This is a genomic window from Limnohabitans parvus II-B4, assembly GCF_003063455.1.
Classification (GTDB): domain Bacteria; phylum Pseudomonadota; class Gammaproteobacteria; order Burkholderiales; family Burkholderiaceae_C; genus Limnohabitans_A; species Limnohabitans_A parvus.
In genome coordinates, this window is the sequence record NZ_NESN01000003.1 from 273,688 (window position 1) to 290,690 (window position 17,003).

The following is a 17,003-nucleotide window of genomic DNA, read 5'->3' on the forward strand; positions in this document are numbered from 1 at the left end:
GATTTGTCTGTCACAAGCCCCCGCGCTGAAAAGCCCGGGGGCTTTTTTGTGATCTCCACACAGGTGACAGCTTGAGGCGTGACTTGGCGTTAGCCTCTGTGCTTCGATCATTGATGTGAAGGCCTCCATGCAATTGAGTTCCATGGGCAAAAGCCCCTTGAAAGTTTCCCGGCTGTGTTTAGGCACCATGATGTTCGGTGACCAGACATCGCTTGAGGATGCGCTTTCCATTGTGGGCGATGCACAAGAGAAAGGCTGCAATTTCATCGACACCGCCGACGTTTACACGTCGGGCAAATCCGAAGAGATCGTGGGCCAAGTGCTCAAGGGACAACGCCATCGCTGGGTCTTGGCCAGCAAGGTGGGCAATGCCATGTCGTCTTTGCCCAACGAGTCGGCTTATTCGCGCAGCTGGGTCATGCGGGCTTGCGAGGGCAGTTTGCGCCGTTTGGGCACCGACCATCTGGACATTTATTACCTGCACCGTGACTACAACGGCATGGATCTGGAAGAGCCTTTGCGCGCCATAGAGACCTTGCTGCGCGAGGGCAAGATCCGTTACTGGGGTGTCTCCAACTTCAGGGGCTGGCGCATTGCCGAGATGGTCAACATGGCCCGACAAATGAACATGCCTGGCCCCGTGGTGTGCCAACCTTATTACAACTTGCTCAACCGCATGCCCGAGGTCGAAGTGCTGGAAGCTTGCGGGCATTACGGGATGGGTGTGGTGCCTTACAGCCCTATAGCCCGTGGTGTGCTGACGGGTAAATACGCACCCGGACAAGCACCTGCCGAAGGCAGTCGCGCTGCGCGGGCCGACAAGCGCATCATGGAAACCGAGTTCCGCGAAGAGTCCTTGCAAATCGCCCAAACGCTGCAGCAGCACTGTGAGCGCAAAGGGGTGTCGCTGGCGCACTTTGCCACCGCCTGGGTGCTGGCCAACCGCCATGTCAGCGCGGTCATTGCAGGCCCGCGCACACTGGCGCAGTGGCAAGACTACGCGGCGGCGTTGGACGTGGTCATCACGCAAGAAGACGAAGCCGTGGTCAATGGTTTGGTGTCGCCAGGGCACCCATCGACGCCCGGTTACAACGACCCTGCCTACCCATTGAACGGCCGCTGAATTTGGCAGCGGGGGGCTGTGTCTTCAGAACATCCGCGCAATCAAAGCGCCTTCGGCAGGGCCGTCCATCGGAATCCAGACCTTGAGCGGGCTGCCCGGTGCGACGCTGATGGCTTCGCCTTTTTCGCTCTTCATCTGCGTCAGCGGCACTTTGCGGTTGCCGCTGGGGTGGATGATCTCGATCGTGTCGCCCACTGAAAATTTGTTCTTGGTCTCGACCAAGGCCCAGCCGTCGCCGACCGAGCGCACCTCGCCCACAAACTGGCTGCGGTGGCCCACCGAGTGGCCGGTTTCGTAGTTTTGATAATCCTGCGCGGGGCGGCGCTCCAAAAAGCCCGAGGTGTAGCCGCGTGAGGCCAAGCCATCGAGTTCGGTGATCAGTTCGGGGTTGAAGGGGCGACCGGCCACCGCGTCGTCGATGGCGCGGCGGTACACCTGCGCGGTGCGGCTCACGTAATACAGGCTCTTGGTGCGGCCTTCGATCTTGAGCGAGTCCACACCGATCTTGACCAAGCGCTCGATCAACTCCACCGCGCGCAAGTCCTTGCTGTTCATGATGTAGGTGCCGTGCTCGTCTTCCATGATGGGCATGAGCTGACCGGGGCGACCGGCCTCTTCAATCAGGTACACCTTGTCGGCAGCAGGGTGGCGTTGGCCGTCGCCGCAAGCCGAGAAGTTTTTCTCGGCGGCTTCTTGCTCTTGCTCGAAGCTGAAGTCGCCGTCCATACGGGTAGGTTTGACCTCGCCCGAATCGGTTTCGTCGGTGGCCTCTTGTGTGCCGTAGCTCCAGCGGCAGGCGTTGGTGCAAGTGCCTTGGTTGGGGTCGCGTCGGTTGAAGTAGCCCGACAGCAAACAGCGGCCCGAATAAGCGATGCACAGCGCGCCGTGCACAAAGACTTCCAGCTCCATGTCGGGGCATTCCTGGCGGATTTTTTCGACTTCGTCCAGGCTCAGCTCGCGGCTCAAGATGATGCGGGCCACGCCCATTTTTTGCCAGAACTTCACTGCCGCCCAGTTCACAGTGTTGGCTTGCACCGACAGGTGGATGGGCATCTCTGGCCATTTTTCGCGCACCATCATGATCAACCCCGGGTCGGCCATGATGAGCGCATCGGGCTTCATGGCGATCACGGGCTCGATGTCGCGCAGGTAGGTGCGCACTTTGTCGTTGTGCGGCAGCAGGTTGCTGGTCACAAAAAACTTTTTACCCCGGGCGTGGGCTTCGGCAATGCCGATGCCGATTTGCTCCAGCTTGAATTCGTTGTTGCGTGCCCGCAGGCTGTAGCGCGGCTGGCCTGCATAAATCGCGTCGGCACCAAAGTCGTAGGCGGCGCGCATTTTGTCCAAGGACCCGGCAGGCAATAAAAGTTCAGGAGATTTGATCGTCGTCATAGCCTCCAATTGTCCAATTTTTTGGACGCATCTCGGCCGGGGCACAATTGACGCATGACAAGAAAACAGCTGGAACAGGTAGTGGTGAGCGGTGGCGGCATTGGCGGCTTGGCGGCGGCTTTGGCCTGCGCCCGACAGGGTGTGCCGGTCCAGCTGCTTGAGCGTGCCGCGCAACTGAGCGAGGTGGGTGCAGGCATTCAAGTGGGCCCGAATGTGACGCGCATCTTGCAGGCCTGGGGCTTGGGCGAGGCGCTGGCTCAGGTGGCGGCCTTCCCCGGGCGATTGCAAGCGCGCGATGCACAGACGGGCCAGGTGCTGGGCAGCTTGCGTTTGGGTGAACGGGCGCAAGCGCTTTATGGTGCGCCTTATGCCACGATCCACCGAGCTGATTTGCAGGCCTTGCTGCACGCCGCCGCATTGGCCGCAGGCGTGCAGGTGCGCTTGGGCCAGGCGGTGCAAGGCTGGCGAGAGACCGCAGAGGGCTTGCAGGTCAACACCACCGATGGCCTCAGCCTGCAAGCCGATGCTTTGGTGGGGGCCGATGGCGTCTGGAGCGCCGTGCGCCAACAGTTGCTGGGCGATGCCCCCGCTCGTTTTAGCGGTCACGTGGCCTACCGGGCGCTGGTGGCGCAGGCCGATTTGCCTGTGCATTTGCGCTCGGATGAGGTCACCGTCTGGATGGGGCCGCGCCTGCATGTGGTGCATTACCCGGTGCGCAGTGGGCAGTGGCTGAATTTGGTGGCCATCGTGCAGGGTGAACAACCTGCGCAGGCCGACGTTTGGGACGGCGCTGCTCACACCCAGGCCTTGATTCAGGCCATGGGTTCGGTGGGCATAGACCTGCATGAGCGGCTGGCCACGGTGCCTGCTTGGCGGCAATGGGCTTTACACGACCGCGCGCCCGTGAACGCGGCAAGCCAGATGGCGCAAGGCCGCGTGGCCCTGTTGGGGGATGCCGCGCACCCGATGCGGCCTTACCTTGCGCAAGGTGCGGGCATGGCGATCGAAGACGCACAGGCGTTGGCGCAATGCCTGAGCGCAGAGGCGGGCAGCGTGACCGCGAAATTACAAGCCTACGCCGAGCAGCGTTGGGCACGCAATGCCCGCGTGCAGGCCCGGGCGATCCGCAATGGGCGCATCTTTCATGCCACTGGCCCTGTGGCTTGGGGGCGCAACCTGTCGATGCGCCTGATGGGCGAGAGGCTGATGGATGTGCCTTGGCTGTATCGTCGGCCATCCCCTGTACATTCGCCTGCTTAGTTGGTGTGGCCCACACGCGGCGACACCGGTTCAACACTTCATGGAAATGGCTCATGTTCAAACATCTTTCATCACCACGGCAGGCCGCTGGTAGGGGTGCGCGCCTGAAGCCGCTGGGCATGACTGGGCGCTGGGCCGCTGTGTGCATGGCTTGGGTCTTGGCTGTGCCCCCTGCGGGCGCGCAAAGCACCGATTTGTCGGCCTGCATGGCCGAGTTGCGCCCAGCTGCTCGCAGCGGCAAAGTGAGCGACGCCACTTGGGCGCGCCACACGGCGGGGCTGCAGGCGGACTTCAGCGTCATTGAAAAACTGAACTTTCAGCCGGAATTTCGCACCCCCATATGGGACTACATGTCGGCCTTAGTGGACGAGGAGCGTGTGACCGATGGCGCGGCGCGTTTGGCTCAGCACCGCCAGGCGCTGGAGCGTGCCGAAGAGCGCTTTGGCGTGGACCCGGCCACGGTGGTCGCGGTTTGGGGTGTGGAGAGCACTTTCGGGCAGACATTTGGCAAATACCCGCTGGTGCAAGCGCTGGGCACACTGTCATGCCATGGGCGGCGGCAAAGTTATTTCCGAGGTGAGTTTTTTGCGGCGCTGCGCATTTTGCAGGCCGGTCATATCGCACCCGAGCGTTTGGTGGGTTCGTGGGCGGGGGCGTTTGGTCACACCCAGTTCATGCCGAGCGCATTCGAGCGCTTGGCGGTGGATTTTGATGGTGACGGCCGCGCTGACTTGATGGACAGCAGCGTCGATGCGCTGGGATCGACCGCCAACTTTTTGGCCCGTGCAGGTTGGCAGCGCGGCTTGCCTTGGGGCATCGAGGTCAAATTGCCTGCAGGCTTGTCATTGGCCGGAGAAGGCCGCCGCAGCAAACGTCCGGTGGCCGACTGGGCAGCGCGGGGCGTGCGCCGAGTGGATGGCGCAGCCTTGCCCGCCAGTTTGGGCAACGTGGGCTTGCTGACGCTGGCAGGAGCCAACGGCCCGGCGTTTTTGGTCACGCGCAACTTCGATGCGCTCTACAGCTACAACGCAGCTGAAAGCTATGGTCTGGCCATCGCCCACTTGAGTGACCGTTTGCGCGGTGGTGGCCCATTGGTCACACCTTGGCCGACCGATGACGCGGGCTTGTCACGCGCAGAGCGGCGTGAGTTGCAGGGCTTGCTGACCATGCGCGGCCACGACATTGGTCCGGTGGACGGGATGCTGGGCGACGCTTCGCGCCAGGCGATCCGCGCCGAACAGCAGCGCCTGGGCCATGAGGCCAATGGCCGTGGTGGCCAAAAAATCCTCAAGGCTTTGCGCGGGGGCTGAGCTTAGACGACCAAGGGCAAAGCCCGTTGTCGCTTGCCTGTGAGGGCAAACAGCGCGTTGCCCACTGCGGGGGCGATGGGCGGCACAGCCGGTTCGCCCACCCCAGCAGGGTGACGGGTGCTGGGCACGATGTGGGTTTCCACTTGCGGGGCCTGGCTGAGCGAGACCATGGGGTAGCTGGGGAAGTTGCCTTGCTGCACCACGCCGCCCACGATGTCGATCTTGCCGAAGAGTGCGGCGCTCAAGCCATAGATGACGCTGCTTTCCATTTGCTGGGCCACGGTGCCGGGGTTGACCACTGTACCGCAGTCGATGGCGCAGACCACGCGGTGCACGCGGATCTGGCCTTGCTCGAGCGAGACCTCGGCCACTTGCGCCACGATGGAGCCAAACGATTCGTGCAAGGCGATGCCCCGCGCACGGCCTGCGGGCAGGGGCGTGCCCCAAGCCGCTTTGTCGGCGGCCAGTTTCAGTACGGCGGCGTAGCGTGGTGCGTCTTTGAGCCAGTTCAAGCGGAAGGCCAAGGGGTCTTGCTTGGTGGCGGCGGCCAGTTCGTCGATGAAGCTTTCCGAGAAGAAGGCGTTGTGCGAATGGCCGACCGAGCGCCAAAAGCCCACGGGCACGCCGGACTTTGTGGCCACATGGCTCATGTGCTGGCTGGCAAAGCCATAGGGCAAATCGAACAGTCCTTCGGAGGCGGTTTTGTCGGGCATGTCGATGGGCCCGGACAGGTGGGGCGCAGCACGCGCCATCCAGCGTGGGGTGATGGCGTCGCCGGCCGACTTGATGCGCAGGCTGGTGACTTCGCCTTTGTCGTCCAGCGAGGCTTGGAACTTGGCCAGGTGCATGGGGCGGTAAAAGTCGTGCGTCATGTCTTCTTCGCGTGACCAGCTCAGTTGCACGGGCAGGCCCTTGCAGGCCATGGCCACTTGCACCGCTTGGCCAATGAAGTCGACTTCCAGGCGACGACCAAAGCCACCGCCCAATTGGGTGACATGGACGGTGACTTGGTCTTTGTCCACCTTGGCCACTTTGGCGGCCATGTCGCGTGCCATTTGAGGCACTTGTGTGGGCGCCCAGATCTCGACCTTACCGTCTTTGACTTGCGCGGTGCAGTTCATCGGCTCCATCGTGGCGTGGGCCAGATAGGGGGCTTGGTAGAGCGCATCGATGCGGGTTGCGGCGGCTTTTTCGGCTTGGGTGGGCACGCCTTGTTCGTGGAAGGTGAAGCCGCTTTCGGTGTTCAGGGCCTTGAGCAGATCGGCTTGGATGCGAGCGGTGTCTGCCAGCGCTGTGCTCGGGTTTTGCCACTGGACTTGCACAGCTTGGGCGCCTTGGCGGGCATGCCAGGAGCTTTTGCCAACGACGGCCACGCCACCGGTGCCTCCCCCCCAAGCGTCGATTTGCACGACGTTTTCCACACCAGCGATGGCCAAGGCGGCTTGGGTGTCCATGGACGAGGCCGTGCCTGCCAGGACTGGGCTCATGTGCATGGCGGCAAACAGCATGCCGGGCAGGCGCACGTCCAGTCCGAACTGGGCTTGTCCCGTGACTTTGCTCGGGATATCGGTGCGCGCGGTGGATTGACCGATCAGCTTCCAGTCTTGACGGGCCTTGGTGCTGATGTCCTGGGGTTTGGCGCCCGCAGCTGCAGCGGCCATGTCACCGAAATGCGCGGATTTGCCAGAAGCGTGTTGCATCACACCATTGGCGACAGTGATGTCCTTGGCGGGTACTTGCCAGGCCGAAGCCGCTGCTTGCACCAAGCTGGCCCGTGCGGTGGCCGCTGCCATGCGCATGGGGTCCCACAGGTCGGCCATGCTGGACGAACCGCCCGTGGCGTTGATGCCCAGTTCGCGGGCCAATTTGCCCACGACCCATTCGGCCATCTTGATCTTGGTGGGCTTTTCGCCACCTTCGCTGTCCAAAGGGTGAAAGGGCAGGCTGGCGACCAACATGGCCACGTTGCCGTAAATGCTGTCTGCACCGGCTTGTTCCAAGCGCACGCGGCTCAAGGGCACATCGAGTTCTTCGGCCACCAGCATGGCCAGCGCGGTGTGCACGCCTTGGCCCATTTCGCTGCGGGGCATGGCCAGGATGACCGCACCATCTTTGGCGATTTTGATCCAGCCGTTCAGGGCGACATCGCCTGCTGTTTGGAGCATGAGTTCGGGTGAGCCCATGCGCGATCGTGCGGGCAGCACGCCCCAACCGACGACCAATGCGCCAGTCGCGCCCAAGGCGCTGAGTAACCAGGTGCGGCGTTTCATGCGGCACCGCCTTTCTTCATTTGGGCCGCAGCGCGGTGGATGGCGGCGCGCACGCGCTGGTAAGTGCCGCAGCGGCACAGGTTGGTCATGGCGGCGTCAATCTCGGCATCGCTGGGGTTGGGTGTTTTATCCAACAAGGCGGCGGCAGCCATCAGCATGCCGCTTTGGCAGTAACCGCATTGCGGCACTTGTTCGGCGATCCAGGCCGCTTGCAAAGGGTGGGGCTTTTCAGCCGTCCCCAAAGATTCGATGGTTCGGATTTTTTGATGGGCCACGGCAGACACGGGCATGACGCACGAGCGCACGGCTTGGCCGTTCACGTGCACGGTGCAAGCCCCACAAGCGGCGATGCCGCAGCCGAACTTGGTGCCCGTGAGATTCAATTCATCGCGCAGTACCCACAGCAAGGGCATGCTCGGGTCAGCGTTGGCGGTGCGGCTTTCGCCGTTGATGTGCAGTTCCAAGGTGTCTCTCCAGTGATGGAATGAGTCATATTAGTGCAAATGGATGGCCATGCGAGTCACCCGTGCAGCGGTCATGCGTGATTGAACTCACAGTTGTGTGCGCAGTGTCCAGATTTCGGGGAAGAGCACGGTGTCGAGCATCTTGCGCAGGTAGCTCACGCCGCCCGTGCCGCCCGTGCCGCGCTTGAAGCCGATGACACGCTCCACTGTGGTGACGTGCCTAAAGCGCCACAAACGAAAAGCGTCTTCCAAGTCGGTCAGCTCTTCGCCCAGTTGGTACAGGTCCCAGTGTTGCTTAGGGTCTCTGTAGACCTCGAGCCAGGCGTTTTCGACTGCCTCGCTGGCGGGGTAGGGCTGACGCCAGTCGCGTTGCGTGTGGCCTTCTGGCACGTTCAGACCACGCCGCTTTAAGAGGCGCAAGCATTCGTCGTACAGCGAGGGTGCTTCGTAGGCCGCCTGCACGATGGCCGAGAGGTCGGGGCGATGCGCGTGGGGCTGCAGCATGGCGGCGTTCTTGTTACCCATCGAAAACTCGATGCAGCGGTATTGCCAGCTTTGAAAACCACTGGACTGTGCCAAGTAAGGGCGAATGGCGCTGTACTCAGGGGGTGTCATGGTGGCGAGCACATCCCAAGCGTGGACGAGTTGCTCCATGATCTTGCTGACGCGGGCGAGTTTTTTGAAGGCGTCGGGCAGTTCGTCGGTCGCGATGTTGTGGATGGCCGCTTGCAGCTCGTGCAACATCAGCTTCATCCACAGCTCGCTGGTCTGGTGCTGCACGATGAACAGCATCTCGTTGTGGTCGGGCGAGAGCGGTTTTTGCGCACTCAGGATGGCGTCGAGCTGCAGGTAGTCGCCGTAGCTCATGCGACCGTCAAAGTCGAGCTGGGCTTTTTCTTCTTGCACGATGCGCTCGCCTTGGGCGGCGCTGCTCTGAGTGGCGGAGGAGAAAGGGCAGGAACTCATGACAAGCCTTTCAGGTCACGGCGTTTTTTTGGGCAAAGCGGGCGTCTTGCCATTCGCCGCTTTCCATCACCTGGCACAGGTGCTCAGCGGCTTGCCACACATCGGCGTAACCGATGTACAGCGGCGTGAAACCAAAGCGCAGGATGTCGGCGTGCTGGCCGCCATCGCCTGCCCTGAAGTCGCCAATCACGCCGCGCGCAATCAGGGCTTGCACGATGGCATAAGCGCCTTCGGCTCGGGTCAGGCTCACCTGCGAGCCGCGCAGGGCTTCTTCGACCGGGGTGGCGATGCCAAAGCCGTGGCCGTGCAAGCGGGTGCGCACCAGCTGCATGAACAGGCCCGTGAGGGCCAACGACTTTTGGCGAAGCGCGGCCATGCCGCCCAGCGCCTCGGCGGCCAAAAAGGCGTCGAGCCCGCAGTCGATTGCCGTGAGGCTCAAGATGGGTTGGGTGCCGCACTGGTAGCGCGTGATGCCTTGAGCAGGTTGGTAGTCGGGTGTGAAGGCAAACGGTGCGGCGTGGCCCCACCAACCGGCCAGCGGCTGCCAAAAGCGGTCGGTGTGCTGCGGGTGCACCCACACAAACGCAGGCGCGCCAGGGCCGCCGTTCAAGTATTTGTAGCCGCAGCCCACCGCAAAGTCGGCCCCAGACCCGTTCAGGTCGACGGGCACGGCACCTGCGCTGTGCGCCAAGTCCCACACGGTGAGGATGCCTTGGGCGTGGGCTTGCGCGGTCACGGTCTGCATGTTGTGCATGGCCCCGGTGCGGTAGTTCACATGGGTGAGCATAAGCACCGCCACATCGGCTTGCAGCGCAGCCGCGATCTCATCGGCTTCGACCAGTTGCAGGGTGTAGCCGCGTTCTTTGCACAAGGCTTCTGCGATGTAGAGGTCGGTGGGAAAGTTGCTGCGCTCGCTGACGATTTTGGTTTTGTGCGGGTGGTCGGCCTTGGCAATGTGCAGCGCGGCGGCCAGCACTTTGAACAGGTTGATCGAGGTGCTGTCCGCCGCGATCACTTCGCCCGGCTGGGCACCGATGACGCGGGCAATCTTGTCGCCCACGCGCTGGGGCAGGGTGAACCAGCCTGCGGTGTTCCAGCTTTTGATCAGGTCGGTGCCCCATTCGTGCGTCACGGCATGGGCCACGCGGGCCGGGGCGGTTTTGGGCAACACGCCCAGCGAGTTGCCGTCCAGGTAAATCACGCCGGGGGGCAAATCGAACTGGTTGCGCAGGCCGCGCAGCGGGTCTTGCGCGTCCAGCAGTTCGCAGTCTTGCAAGGTGGGGGTGAGGTTCATCATGGGCTTGTCTTTCTAGGGGTGTTCAAAGTTCGCGCAAGACCGCACGTACGGGGCTGGCGTCGGCGGTCATGAGTTTCAGGGGCAGGGCGATCAGCTCGTAATCGCCTTCGGGCACGTCGTCGAGCAGCAGGTTTTCCAGCACGCGCAGGCCGCGTTGGCGAATGGCTTGGTGGCTGGGCAGCTGCTTGCTGTCGGCCGGGTCGATGCTGGCGCTGTCGGTGCCGATCAGCAGCACGCCCAGGTCGGCCAGGTGCTGCACGCAGGCGGGGTCAAAGGCGGTGAGTTGTGTGTCGAAGTGTTGGCTCGGAAACTGGCGGTAGGTGCGCACCAGCAGCCGCTCGGGCACATCGTTCAGGGCGCGCTGCAAATGGGCGATGGCGATCAAGTGGCCCACATCGATGGCGTGGATGACGCGGCAGCGGCCCAGAAAAGGCAGCAGGTCCAAAGCGCCGACGGCAGCGCCTTGTGGGTCGTAATGCAGTGGGGCATCGGCATGCGCTCCCACATGAGGCGACAGGGTGATGGCACTCACGTTGACCGGGCATGCATCAGTCAGCGTGGCGGCCCATTGCTGGGTGTAGGGTGTGTCGCCCGGAAACACCGGGCTTTGCGCATCGATAGGTGGGGAGATGTCCCAAAGTTTTTTCATGGTGTGCGAAGGTAGCACCTCGCAAAAAACCGTGGTGTCGGTTATTTCCAACACCCATCAAAAAGACTTCAGACGTTCAGCGCTGGCAGGCCATGGCGGCGACGCGCTTGCTCGCAAGCAGGGCTGCCTTCTTCAAACTCGCGGCAGGGCGATGGCCGCCATTCGTAAATGCCGCAAACGGCTTTTTCGCCCGTTTTGCCGTAGAGCGCAGCGCAGCGCGGCGGGCTGTGGTCGGTGCCCCGCATGCGGCAGGTGTGCTCGGTGATGGGCGAGGCCAGCCCAGCGGGCACATCGCCGCCGCCTTCTTCGTATTCGTAGACGGAAAAGTCCACCCGAAAGCTCACGCAGCAAGCGCCGCAGGTGGTGCAGTTGGACATGGGGTGAAGAGGGGAGTGGACCCCGGATCAAGTCCGGGGTGACAGGTGAGTGGGTCTGGGGTGACAAATCAGGCTTGAACGCGGCCCAGCAGCAAGAACTCCATGAGCGCCTTTTGCACATGCATGCGGTTTTCGGCTTCGTCCCAGACCACCGATTGCGGGCCGTCGATGACTTCGGCGCTGACCTCTTCGCCGCGGTGGGCGGGCAGGCAGTGCATGAACAGGGCATCTGGTTTGGCGATCTGCATCATGGCTTCGTCCACGCACCAGTTGGCAAAGGCTTTTTTGCGGGCCTCGTTTTCGGCCTCGTAACCCATGCTGGTCCACACATCGGTGGTGACCAGGTCGGCACCTCGGCAGGCTTCCAGTGGGTCGCTGAAGAGCTTGAAGTTGGCCTTGCCCTTGAGGGCCGCCACGCTTTCGTTGACTTCATAGCCGCTGGGGGTGCTCACATGCACTGTGAAGCCCAGCAACTCGGCCGCCTGCAGCCAGGTGTTGGCCATGTTGTTGCCGTCACCCACCCAAGCCACTGTCTTGCCCTGAATGGAGCCCCGGTGCTCGATGTAAGTGAAGATGTCAGCCAGGATTTGGCAAGGGTGGAATTCGTTGGTCAGGCCGTTGATGACGGGCACGCGCGAGTGCGAGGCAAAGCGCTCGATCTTGTCTTGACCGTAGGTGCGGATCATGACGATGTCGGTCATGCGGCTGATCACGCGAGCGCTGTCTTCGATGGGCTCGGCGCGGCCCAACTGGCTGTCGCCCGTGGTCAGGTGCACCACCGAGCCGCCCAATTGGTACATGCCGGCCTCAAAGCTCACACGCGTGCGGGTGCTGGCTTTTTCGAAAATCATGGCCAGTGTGCGGTCGGCCAGTGGGTGGTATTTTTCGTAGGCCTTGAACTTGCGCTTGATTTCGGCAGCGCGGCTGAGCACGTGTGCGTATTCGTCGGCGCTCAGGTCGGTGAATTGCAGGTAATGCCGCACGGGCGCTGGGGCGGATGCACTCATGATTTTTCTGCCAAAAAGGTTTTGATCAAGGGCGCCAAAATGCTCACGACCTCGTCGGCTTCGGCCTCGGTCATGATCAGTGGAGGTACCAAGCGAATGACACTGTCGGCGGTCACGCTCAGCAGCAGCCCAGCTTCGGCTGCGCGGCTCCAGACTGCGCCGCAGGGGCGGTCGAGTTCCACGCCCAGCATCAGGCCTTGCCCCCGGATTTCCTTGACGCCTTGAACGCCAGCAAGGGCTTTCTCAAGGGCACCGCGCAGATGGTCGCCGACCTTGGCTGCGTTGGCCATCAGACCGTCTTTCTCCATGATGCGGATGGTCTCGACCCCGGCGCGCATGGCCAGAGGGTTGCCGCCGAAGGTGGTGCCGTGGTTGCCGGGCTGGAAAATGTGGGCAGCCTTGGGGCCAGCCACGACCGCGCCGATCGGCACACCCGAGCCCAGACCTTTGGCCAGCGGCATCACATCAGGCACGATGCCAGCCCATTGGTGGGCAAACCATTTGCCGGTGCGGCCCATGCCGCACTGCACTTCGTCGATCATCATGAGCCAGTCGTTCTGGTCACACAAGGCGCGCACTTGTTTCAGGTATTCAACGCGCATGGGGTTGACACCGCCTTCGCCCTGAATGGTTTCCATGAACACGGCCACCACGTTCGGGTTGCCTTGCGTGGCTTTTTTCAGTGCCTCGATGTCGTTGACCGGCACGCGCACAAAGCCTTCAAGCATGGGGCCAAAGCCTGTTTTGAGTTTCTCGTTGGCGGTGGCGCTCAGCGTGGCAATGCTGCGGCCATGGAAGGCTTTCTCGTAGACCACGATTTCGGGTTTGTCGATGCCCTTGTCATGCCCAAATTTGCGTGCAAGCTTGATCGCCGCTTCGTTGGCCTCGAGGCCCGTGCAGCAGAAGAACACATTGGTCATGCCCGACAGTTCGACCAATTTGGCCGCCAGCACTTCGGCGTTGGGCACATGGAAGTAGTTGCAGCTGTGGATCATTTTGCCCAGCTGGTCTTGCAGTGCCGGTACCAACTCGGGGTGGTTGTGGCCCAAGGTGTTCACGGCGATGCCGGCCAGCGCGTCGAGGTACGACTTGCCATTGATGTCCCAGACTCGGCAACCTTGACCATGGCTGAGTGCAATCGGCAGTCGGCCATAGGTGTTCATGGTGTGCGGTGAGGCGGCTTCAATGAAAGCAGACATGCGTGAACTCCTGAAATAAAAATCGGCCCAACGAAGAGGGCCGCTGAAACCAGATTTTAGAGGCACTTTGATGACGAGCCAGTGACGCCTGTCACGGGGTTGAAGTCTTATATAAGATAGAATACCCGGGTAAACCAGAGGTCGGCGATCCCGAACTCTGTGCTCTCTTGACTAACCCCTCTATCCGATGGTCTCCAACTCTGCCAAAGAAGTCTTTATCCTGGGTCTGACCCAGGACGGAAAGACATTTCGCCCCAGCGACTGGGCTGAACGCTTGGCAGGCGTGATGAGCCAGTTTCGCCCCGGCGGGGCGATCCCCGGCAGCCACTTGAGCTATTCGCCTTGGTGCATTCCCACCACGATGGGCAACGCGAAATGCGTGGTGGTGCACCATGACCTGCGCGATTACGACGTGATGGCCTGGGACTTCGTGATGAACTTTGCCCGCGACAACCAACTGCAAGTGGCCGAAGCTTGTTTGTTGCCCGACCCGCCCACCAAAAAATAAGACCACACGACCAACCGCCTTCGGGCGGTTTTTTATTGGGCACGAGCTGTTGGTGGTTTGGATTGATGCACTGATGAATCTCGCTGAGTTGGGGGTATCGCCGGGTGACGATTTTTGCGAGCGAAGCGAGCCATGAGGAGCCCGGCGATACCCCCAACTCAGCTGCTTTTGAATCCACCATGAAAAAACCGCCAAGGTTTGCACCAGGGCGGTTCAGTTTTCGCGGACAGCGCACCCGTTTCAAACGGCAGCGAGGACAGAGCCTCGCCGGGCTGTTGATCTGGTGGAGCGGATCAGGCTGCGGCGAGGGCCAAAGTCTTGACTTTGGCGCTCAGGCGGCTCTTGTCACGAGCAGCCTTGTTTTTGTGGAAGATGCCTTTGTCGGCAATGATGTCCACCACGGTTTGCATTTTGGCAAACAACTCTGTGGCTTTGGTCTTGTCGCCAGCTGCAACGGCTTTTTCGACGTTTTTCACAGCAGTGCGGTATTTGGAGCGCAGCGAAGAGTTCGCAGCGTTGATTTTGATGTCTTGGCGGACGCGTTTACGGCCGGAAGCAAGACGGGGGTTTTTCTTTTTGGGTTTAGCGGATGCCATATATGTATTCTTTCAATGTCTGAGGATGATGTCCAGCGAACCCGGCATTCTAGCAGATGTGCGATGCCTTGCGCCCGCCTGTTCTGGGGCCACGGACAAGTCTGAGCCGCAGGACCGCTACACTCGCCCTCTGTGAGCCTCTTACGTTCTGCCTCTGTTGTGTCGTTTTTTACCCTGGCCTCTCGGGTGACGGGCTTGGTGCGCGAGCTGCTCATTGCCTCCGCTTTTGGTGCCAGCGCCTTGACGGACGCCTTCAATGTGGCCTTTCGCATTCCCAATTTGTTTCGGCGCTTGTTCGCTGAAGGGGCTTTCAGCCAAGCTTTTGTGCCCGTGTTGGCGGCCAGCCGTGCCCAGCACGGTGACGAAGCCACCAAAGAAGTGATCGACAGCGTGGCCACGGCTTTGGCCTGGTCGGTACTGGTGGTGTCCCTATTGGGTGTGTTGGCCTCACCCTGGTTGGTTTGGGCTTTGGCCAGTGGCTTGCAGCAAGACCCCCGGGGCTACGGCACGGCGGTCAACATGACACGCTGGATGTTTCCCTACATCGCCTTCATGTCCATGGTCGCCTTGTCAGCCGGGGTCTTGAACACCTGGCGACGCTTTGCTGTGCCGGCGGCTACGCCTGTTTTGTTGAACGTGAGTGTGATTGCCGCCGCCTGGTGGTTGTCACCTTGGCTGGCCCGTCAAGGGTTTGAAGCCATTTATGCATTGCCCGTGGGCGTCATGGCGGGTGGCTTTCTGCAACTGGCCGTGCAAATTCCGGCGCTTCATCGTCTGGGTTTGTTGCCCCGGCTGGGCTTGGGGCCCGCTGCGGTCAAAAAAGCTTGGACCAACCCGGCGACGCGCAACATCTTGCGTCTGATGGCACCCGCTTTGCTGGGCGTTGGCGTGGCGCAGATCTCCTTGCTGATCAACACCCAAATTGCTTCACACTTGGCTCCTGGAAGCGTCAGTTGGCTCACCTACGCTGACCGTTTGATGGAGTTTCCGACCGCCATGCTGGGGGTGGCGCTGGGTGTCGTACTGATGCCCCAGTTGGCTGCAGCCAAAGCCACTGGAGACAGCGAGCGTTATGCCGCCATGCTCGATTGGGGTTTGCGCATGGTCCTGTTGTTGTCCTTGCCTTGTGCAGCAGCTTTGTTGGTGTTTTCGCAGCCACTGGTTTCGGTGCTGTACCACTATGGCGCGTTCACCGACCGGGATGTTCAGCAAACCACTTTGGCTTTGACGGGCTATGGCGTGGGCTTGCTGGGCCTGGTGGCCATCAAAGTGCTGGCACCTGGTTATTACGCCAGCCAGGACATCCGCACACCGGTGCGCATTGCCGTCGTGGTGCTGGTGCTCACGCAAGTGTTCAACGTGCTTTTGGTGCCTCATTTGGCGCATGCAGGGCTGGCGCTTTCGATTGGTTTGGGCGCGCTGGTCAATGCGGGCTGGTTGCTGGTGGGCCTGCTGCGCAGGGGTAGTTACAAGCCCCAACCGGGTTGGTTGCGTTTTGTGTTTCAGGTTTTGCTGGCCACAGGCTTGCTGACGGGCTTGCTGTGGTTTTCTGCCCAGGCCCTGCCGTGGGTGCCCATGCGAGAGGCGGCTTGGCAGCGCATCGGCTGGATGGTCTTGGTGATGGCCGCTTCCGCCGTGTTGTATTTTGGGGCGCTGTGGTGCACGGGCTTGCGGCTCAAGGCTTTTTTGAAGCGGTGAGGGGAGGAAGACTTCATGCATTTGAACTTCGACACACCGTCGCCTTTGGATTATTTCGCCAGTCTGGTGCAAAGCGATGCGCACTTTCCTTTGTTGGAAGCGGCGGCTTGCTTGGCCCAAGACGAAGAGCCTGATTTGGATGTGCAAAACGTGCTCGACGATGTGGCGCGTGTAATCAAAAAAGTCCAAATTCGATTGCCTGTGGATGCCGACGATCTGACGCGCTTGGCCATGCTGACGCAGGTCTTCTACAAAGAAATGGGTTTTGGCGTCAATGCCAACAATTATTACGCCCCGGAAAACAGTTACCTGAATGAAGTGCTGCGCACCCGAATGGGCCTGCCGATTTCGCTGGCCGTGATCTGGCTCGAATTGGCCCAAGGGCTTGGCTTGCATGCCCAAGGTGTTTCATTTCCGGGTCATTTCTTGGTCAAGATCACGCTGCAGGGGGGCTTGGTGGTGCTGGACCCCTTGACCGGGGATTCGTTGGGCGTCGACAACCTGGCCGAGCGGCTGGGGCCTTATCGCGGTGCAGAGTACAAAGCATCTGCTGCTGATCTGGACGATGGTGAAACGCCTTTGGGCCTTTATTTGCAGCCCTGTCCACCCCGAGATTTGTTGGCGCGCATGCTGCGCAACCTCAAAGAAATTTTTCGTTCACAAGAAGACTGGCCACGCATGCTGTCTGTACTGGACAGACTGGTGGTGCTCTTGCCCGAGGGTTGGTCTGAACGGCGTGACCGTGGCTTGGTGTTGGCCGAACTGGGCCGCAAGCACGAGGCTTTGCAGGATTTGCAAATGTATTTGCAAGCCGAGCCTTTGGCGCCCGATCAGGATGCGCTGAGAGACCGCATCAGCGAACTCTCAGGCACCTGACTTTTTGCGGA

At 61.3% G+C, this 17,003-nt stretch carries 16 protein-coding genes; 6 read left to right on the forward strand and 10 right to left on the reverse strand.

The window, feature by feature from the left end:
- Nucleotides 1-127 precede the first annotated feature (127 nt).
- On the forward strand, nucleotides 128-1,123 hold the full coding sequence (locus B9Z37_RS09755) for an aldo/keto reductase (RefSeq protein WP_108312826.1): 996 nt from the start codon (nucleotides 128-130) through the stop codon (nucleotides 1,121-1,123).
- A gap of 24 nt (nucleotides 1,124-1,147) precedes the next feature.
- Here the strand turns inward: B9Z37_RS09755 and trhP are convergent, their stop codons facing one another.
- Nucleotides 1,148-2,515: a prephenate-dependent tRNA uridine(34) hydroxylase TrhP gene (gene trhP, locus B9Z37_RS09760; protein ID WP_108312827.1), complete on the reverse strand. Its 1,368-nt coding sequence runs from the start codon at nucleotides 2,513-2,515 to the stop codon at nucleotides 1,148-1,150.
- Nucleotides 2,516-2,569: 54 nt separating this feature from the next.
- Here trhP and B9Z37_RS09765 point away from each other — a divergent pair, with 54 nt between their 5' ends.
- Complete coding sequence (locus tag B9Z37_RS09765; protein WP_108312828.1) at nucleotides 2,570-3,775, forward strand: FAD-dependent monooxygenase; 1,206 nt, start codon at nucleotides 2,570-2,572, stop codon at nucleotides 3,773-3,775.
- A gap of 119 nt (nucleotides 3,776-3,894) precedes the next feature.
- Nucleotides 3,895-5,085: a lytic murein transglycosylase gene (locus tag B9Z37_RS09770; RefSeq protein ID WP_108312829.1), complete on the forward strand. Its 1,191-nt coding sequence runs from the start codon at nucleotides 3,895-3,897 to the stop codon at nucleotides 5,083-5,085.
- Between the two features lie 2 nt (nucleotides 5,086-5,087).
- Here the strand turns inward: B9Z37_RS09770 and B9Z37_RS09775 are convergent, their stop codons facing one another.
- The 8 genes from B9Z37_RS09775 to B9Z37_RS09810 all read right to left on the reverse strand — a co-directional run bounded on the left by B9Z37_RS09775 (nucleotide 5,088) and on the right by B9Z37_RS09810 (nucleotide 13,314).
- Complete coding sequence (locus B9Z37_RS09775) at nucleotides 5,088-7,355, reverse strand: xanthine dehydrogenase family protein molybdopterin-binding subunit (protein WP_108312830.1); 2,268 nt, start codon at nucleotides 7,353-7,355, stop codon at nucleotides 5,088-5,090.
- On the reverse strand, nucleotides 7,352-7,819 hold the full coding sequence (locus B9Z37_RS09780; RefSeq protein ID WP_108312831.1) for a (2Fe-2S)-binding protein: 468 nt from the start codon (nucleotides 7,817-7,819) through the stop codon (nucleotides 7,352-7,354). Before B9Z37_RS09780 ends, B9Z37_RS09775 begins: the two co-directional genes overlap by 4 nt.
- A gap of 87 nt (nucleotides 7,820-7,906) precedes the next feature.
- Nucleotides 7,907-8,785 (reverse strand): tryptophan 2,3-dioxygenase, encoded by an 879-nt coding sequence (gene kynA, locus B9Z37_RS09785; protein ID WP_108312832.1) that lies wholly within the window; start codon nucleotides 8,783-8,785, stop codon nucleotides 7,907-7,909.
- A gap of 10 nt (nucleotides 8,786-8,795) precedes the next feature.
- Complete coding sequence (kynU, locus tag B9Z37_RS09790; RefSeq protein ID WP_108312999.1) at nucleotides 8,796-10,079, reverse strand: kynureninase; 1,284 nt, start codon at nucleotides 10,077-10,079, stop codon at nucleotides 8,796-8,798.
- A gap of 25 nt (nucleotides 10,080-10,104) precedes the next feature.
- A complete protein-coding gene (gene kynB, locus B9Z37_RS09795; RefSeq protein WP_108312833.1) occupies nucleotides 10,105-10,731 on the reverse strand; it encodes an arylformamidase in 627 nt (208 codons plus the stop codon).
- 68 nt (nucleotides 10,732-10,799) lie between these two features.
- Nucleotides 10,800-11,108: a YkgJ family cysteine cluster protein gene (locus B9Z37_RS09800; RefSeq protein WP_108312834.1), complete on the reverse strand. Its 309-nt coding sequence runs from the start codon at nucleotides 11,106-11,108 to the stop codon at nucleotides 10,800-10,802.
- Between the two features lie 68 nt (nucleotides 11,109-11,176).
- Nucleotides 11,177-12,115, reverse strand: a complete 939-nt coding sequence (gene argF, locus B9Z37_RS09805; RefSeq protein ID WP_108312835.1) for an ornithine carbamoyltransferase — start codon at nucleotides 12,113-12,115, stop codon at nucleotides 11,177-11,179.
- Nucleotides 12,112-13,314, reverse strand: a complete 1,203-nt coding sequence (locus B9Z37_RS09810; RefSeq protein WP_108312836.1) for an aspartate aminotransferase family protein — start codon at nucleotides 13,312-13,314, stop codon at nucleotides 12,112-12,114. The genes argF and B9Z37_RS09810 overlap by 4 nt, the downstream gene beginning before the upstream one ends.
- Before the next feature lie 187 nt (nucleotides 13,315-13,501).
- On the opposite strand from B9Z37_RS09810, the gene B9Z37_RS09815 reads away from it, so the two are divergent.
- Entirely contained in the window at nucleotides 13,502-13,822 is a 321-nt protein-coding gene (locus tag B9Z37_RS09815) for a DUF3579 domain-containing protein (protein ID WP_108312837.1), read from the forward strand.
- A gap of 293 nt (nucleotides 13,823-14,115) precedes the next feature.
- Here the strand turns inward: B9Z37_RS09815 and rpsT are convergent, their stop codons facing one another.
- Nucleotides 14,116-14,418, reverse strand: coding sequence for a 30S ribosomal protein S20 (rpsT, locus tag B9Z37_RS09820; protein ID WP_108312838.1), 303 nt, complete (start codon nucleotides 14,416-14,418; stop codon nucleotides 14,116-14,118).
- Nucleotides 14,419-14,550: 132 nt separating this feature from the next.
- On the opposite strand from rpsT, the gene murJ reads away from it, so the two are divergent.
- Both murJ and B9Z37_RS09830 read left to right on the forward strand, forming a co-directional pair.
- On the forward strand, nucleotides 14,551-16,116 hold the full coding sequence (murJ, locus tag B9Z37_RS09825) for a murein biosynthesis integral membrane protein MurJ (RefSeq protein WP_108312839.1): 1,566 nt from the start codon (nucleotides 14,551-14,553) through the stop codon (nucleotides 16,114-16,116).
- 15 nt (nucleotides 16,117-16,131) lie between these two features.
- The gene (locus B9Z37_RS09830) at nucleotides 16,132-16,992 is read left to right on the forward strand and encodes a SirB1 family protein (protein WP_108312840.1); all 861 of its coding nucleotides are present in this window, start codon (nucleotides 16,132-16,134) and stop codon (nucleotides 16,990-16,992) included.
- Nucleotides 16,993-17,003 lie beyond the last annotated feature (11 nt).

Coding starts and splice junctions, on each gene's coding strand:
- B9Z37_RS09755 (WP_108312826.1), top strand. CDS start 128: ATGCAATTGAGTTCCATGGGCAAAAGCCCCTTGAAAGTTTCCCGGCTG.
- trhP (WP_108312827.1), bottom strand. CDS start 2,515: ATGACGACGATCAAATCTCCTGAACTTTTATTGCCTGCCGGGTCCTTG.
- B9Z37_RS09765 (WP_108312828.1), top strand. CDS start 2,570: ATGACAAGAAAACAGCTGGAACAGGTAGTGGTGAGCGGTGGCGGCATT.
- B9Z37_RS09770 (WP_108312829.1), top strand. CDS start 3,895: ATGACTGGGCGCTGGGCCGCTGTGTGCATGGCTTGGGTCTTGGCTGTG.
- B9Z37_RS09775 (WP_108312830.1), bottom strand. CDS start 7,355: ATGAAACGCCGCACCTGGTTACTCAGCGCCTTGGGCGCGACTGGCGCA.
- kynA (WP_108312832.1), bottom strand. CDS start 8,785: ATGAGTTCCTGCCCTTTCTCCTCCGCCACTCAGAGCAGCGCCGCCCAA.
- kynU (WP_108312999.1), bottom strand. CDS start 10,079: ATGAACCTCACCCCCACCTTGCAAGACTGCGAACTGCTGGACGCGCAA.
- kynB (WP_108312833.1), bottom strand. CDS start 10,731: ATGAAAAAACTTTGGGACATCTCCCCACCTATCGATGCGCAAAGCCCG.
- B9Z37_RS09800 (WP_108312834.1), bottom strand. CDS start 11,108: ATGTCCAACTGCACCACCTGCGGCGCTTGCTGCGTGAGCTTTCGGGTG.
- argF (WP_108312835.1), bottom strand. CDS start 12,115: ATGAGTGCATCCGCCCCAGCGCCCGTGCGGCATTACCTGCAATTCACC.
- B9Z37_RS09810 (WP_108312836.1), bottom strand. CDS start 13,314: ATGTCTGCTTTCATTGAAGCCGCCTCACCGCACACCATGAACACCTAT.
- B9Z37_RS09815 (WP_108312837.1), top strand. CDS start 13,502: ATGGTCTCCAACTCTGCCAAAGAAGTCTTTATCCTGGGTCTGACCCAG.
- rpsT (WP_108312838.1), bottom strand. CDS start 14,418: ATGGCATCCGCTAAACCCAAAAAGAAAAACCCCCGTCTTGCTTCCGGC.
- B9Z37_RS09830 (WP_108312840.1), top strand. CDS start 16,132: ATGCATTTGAACTTCGACACACCGTCGCCTTTGGATTATTTCGCCAGT.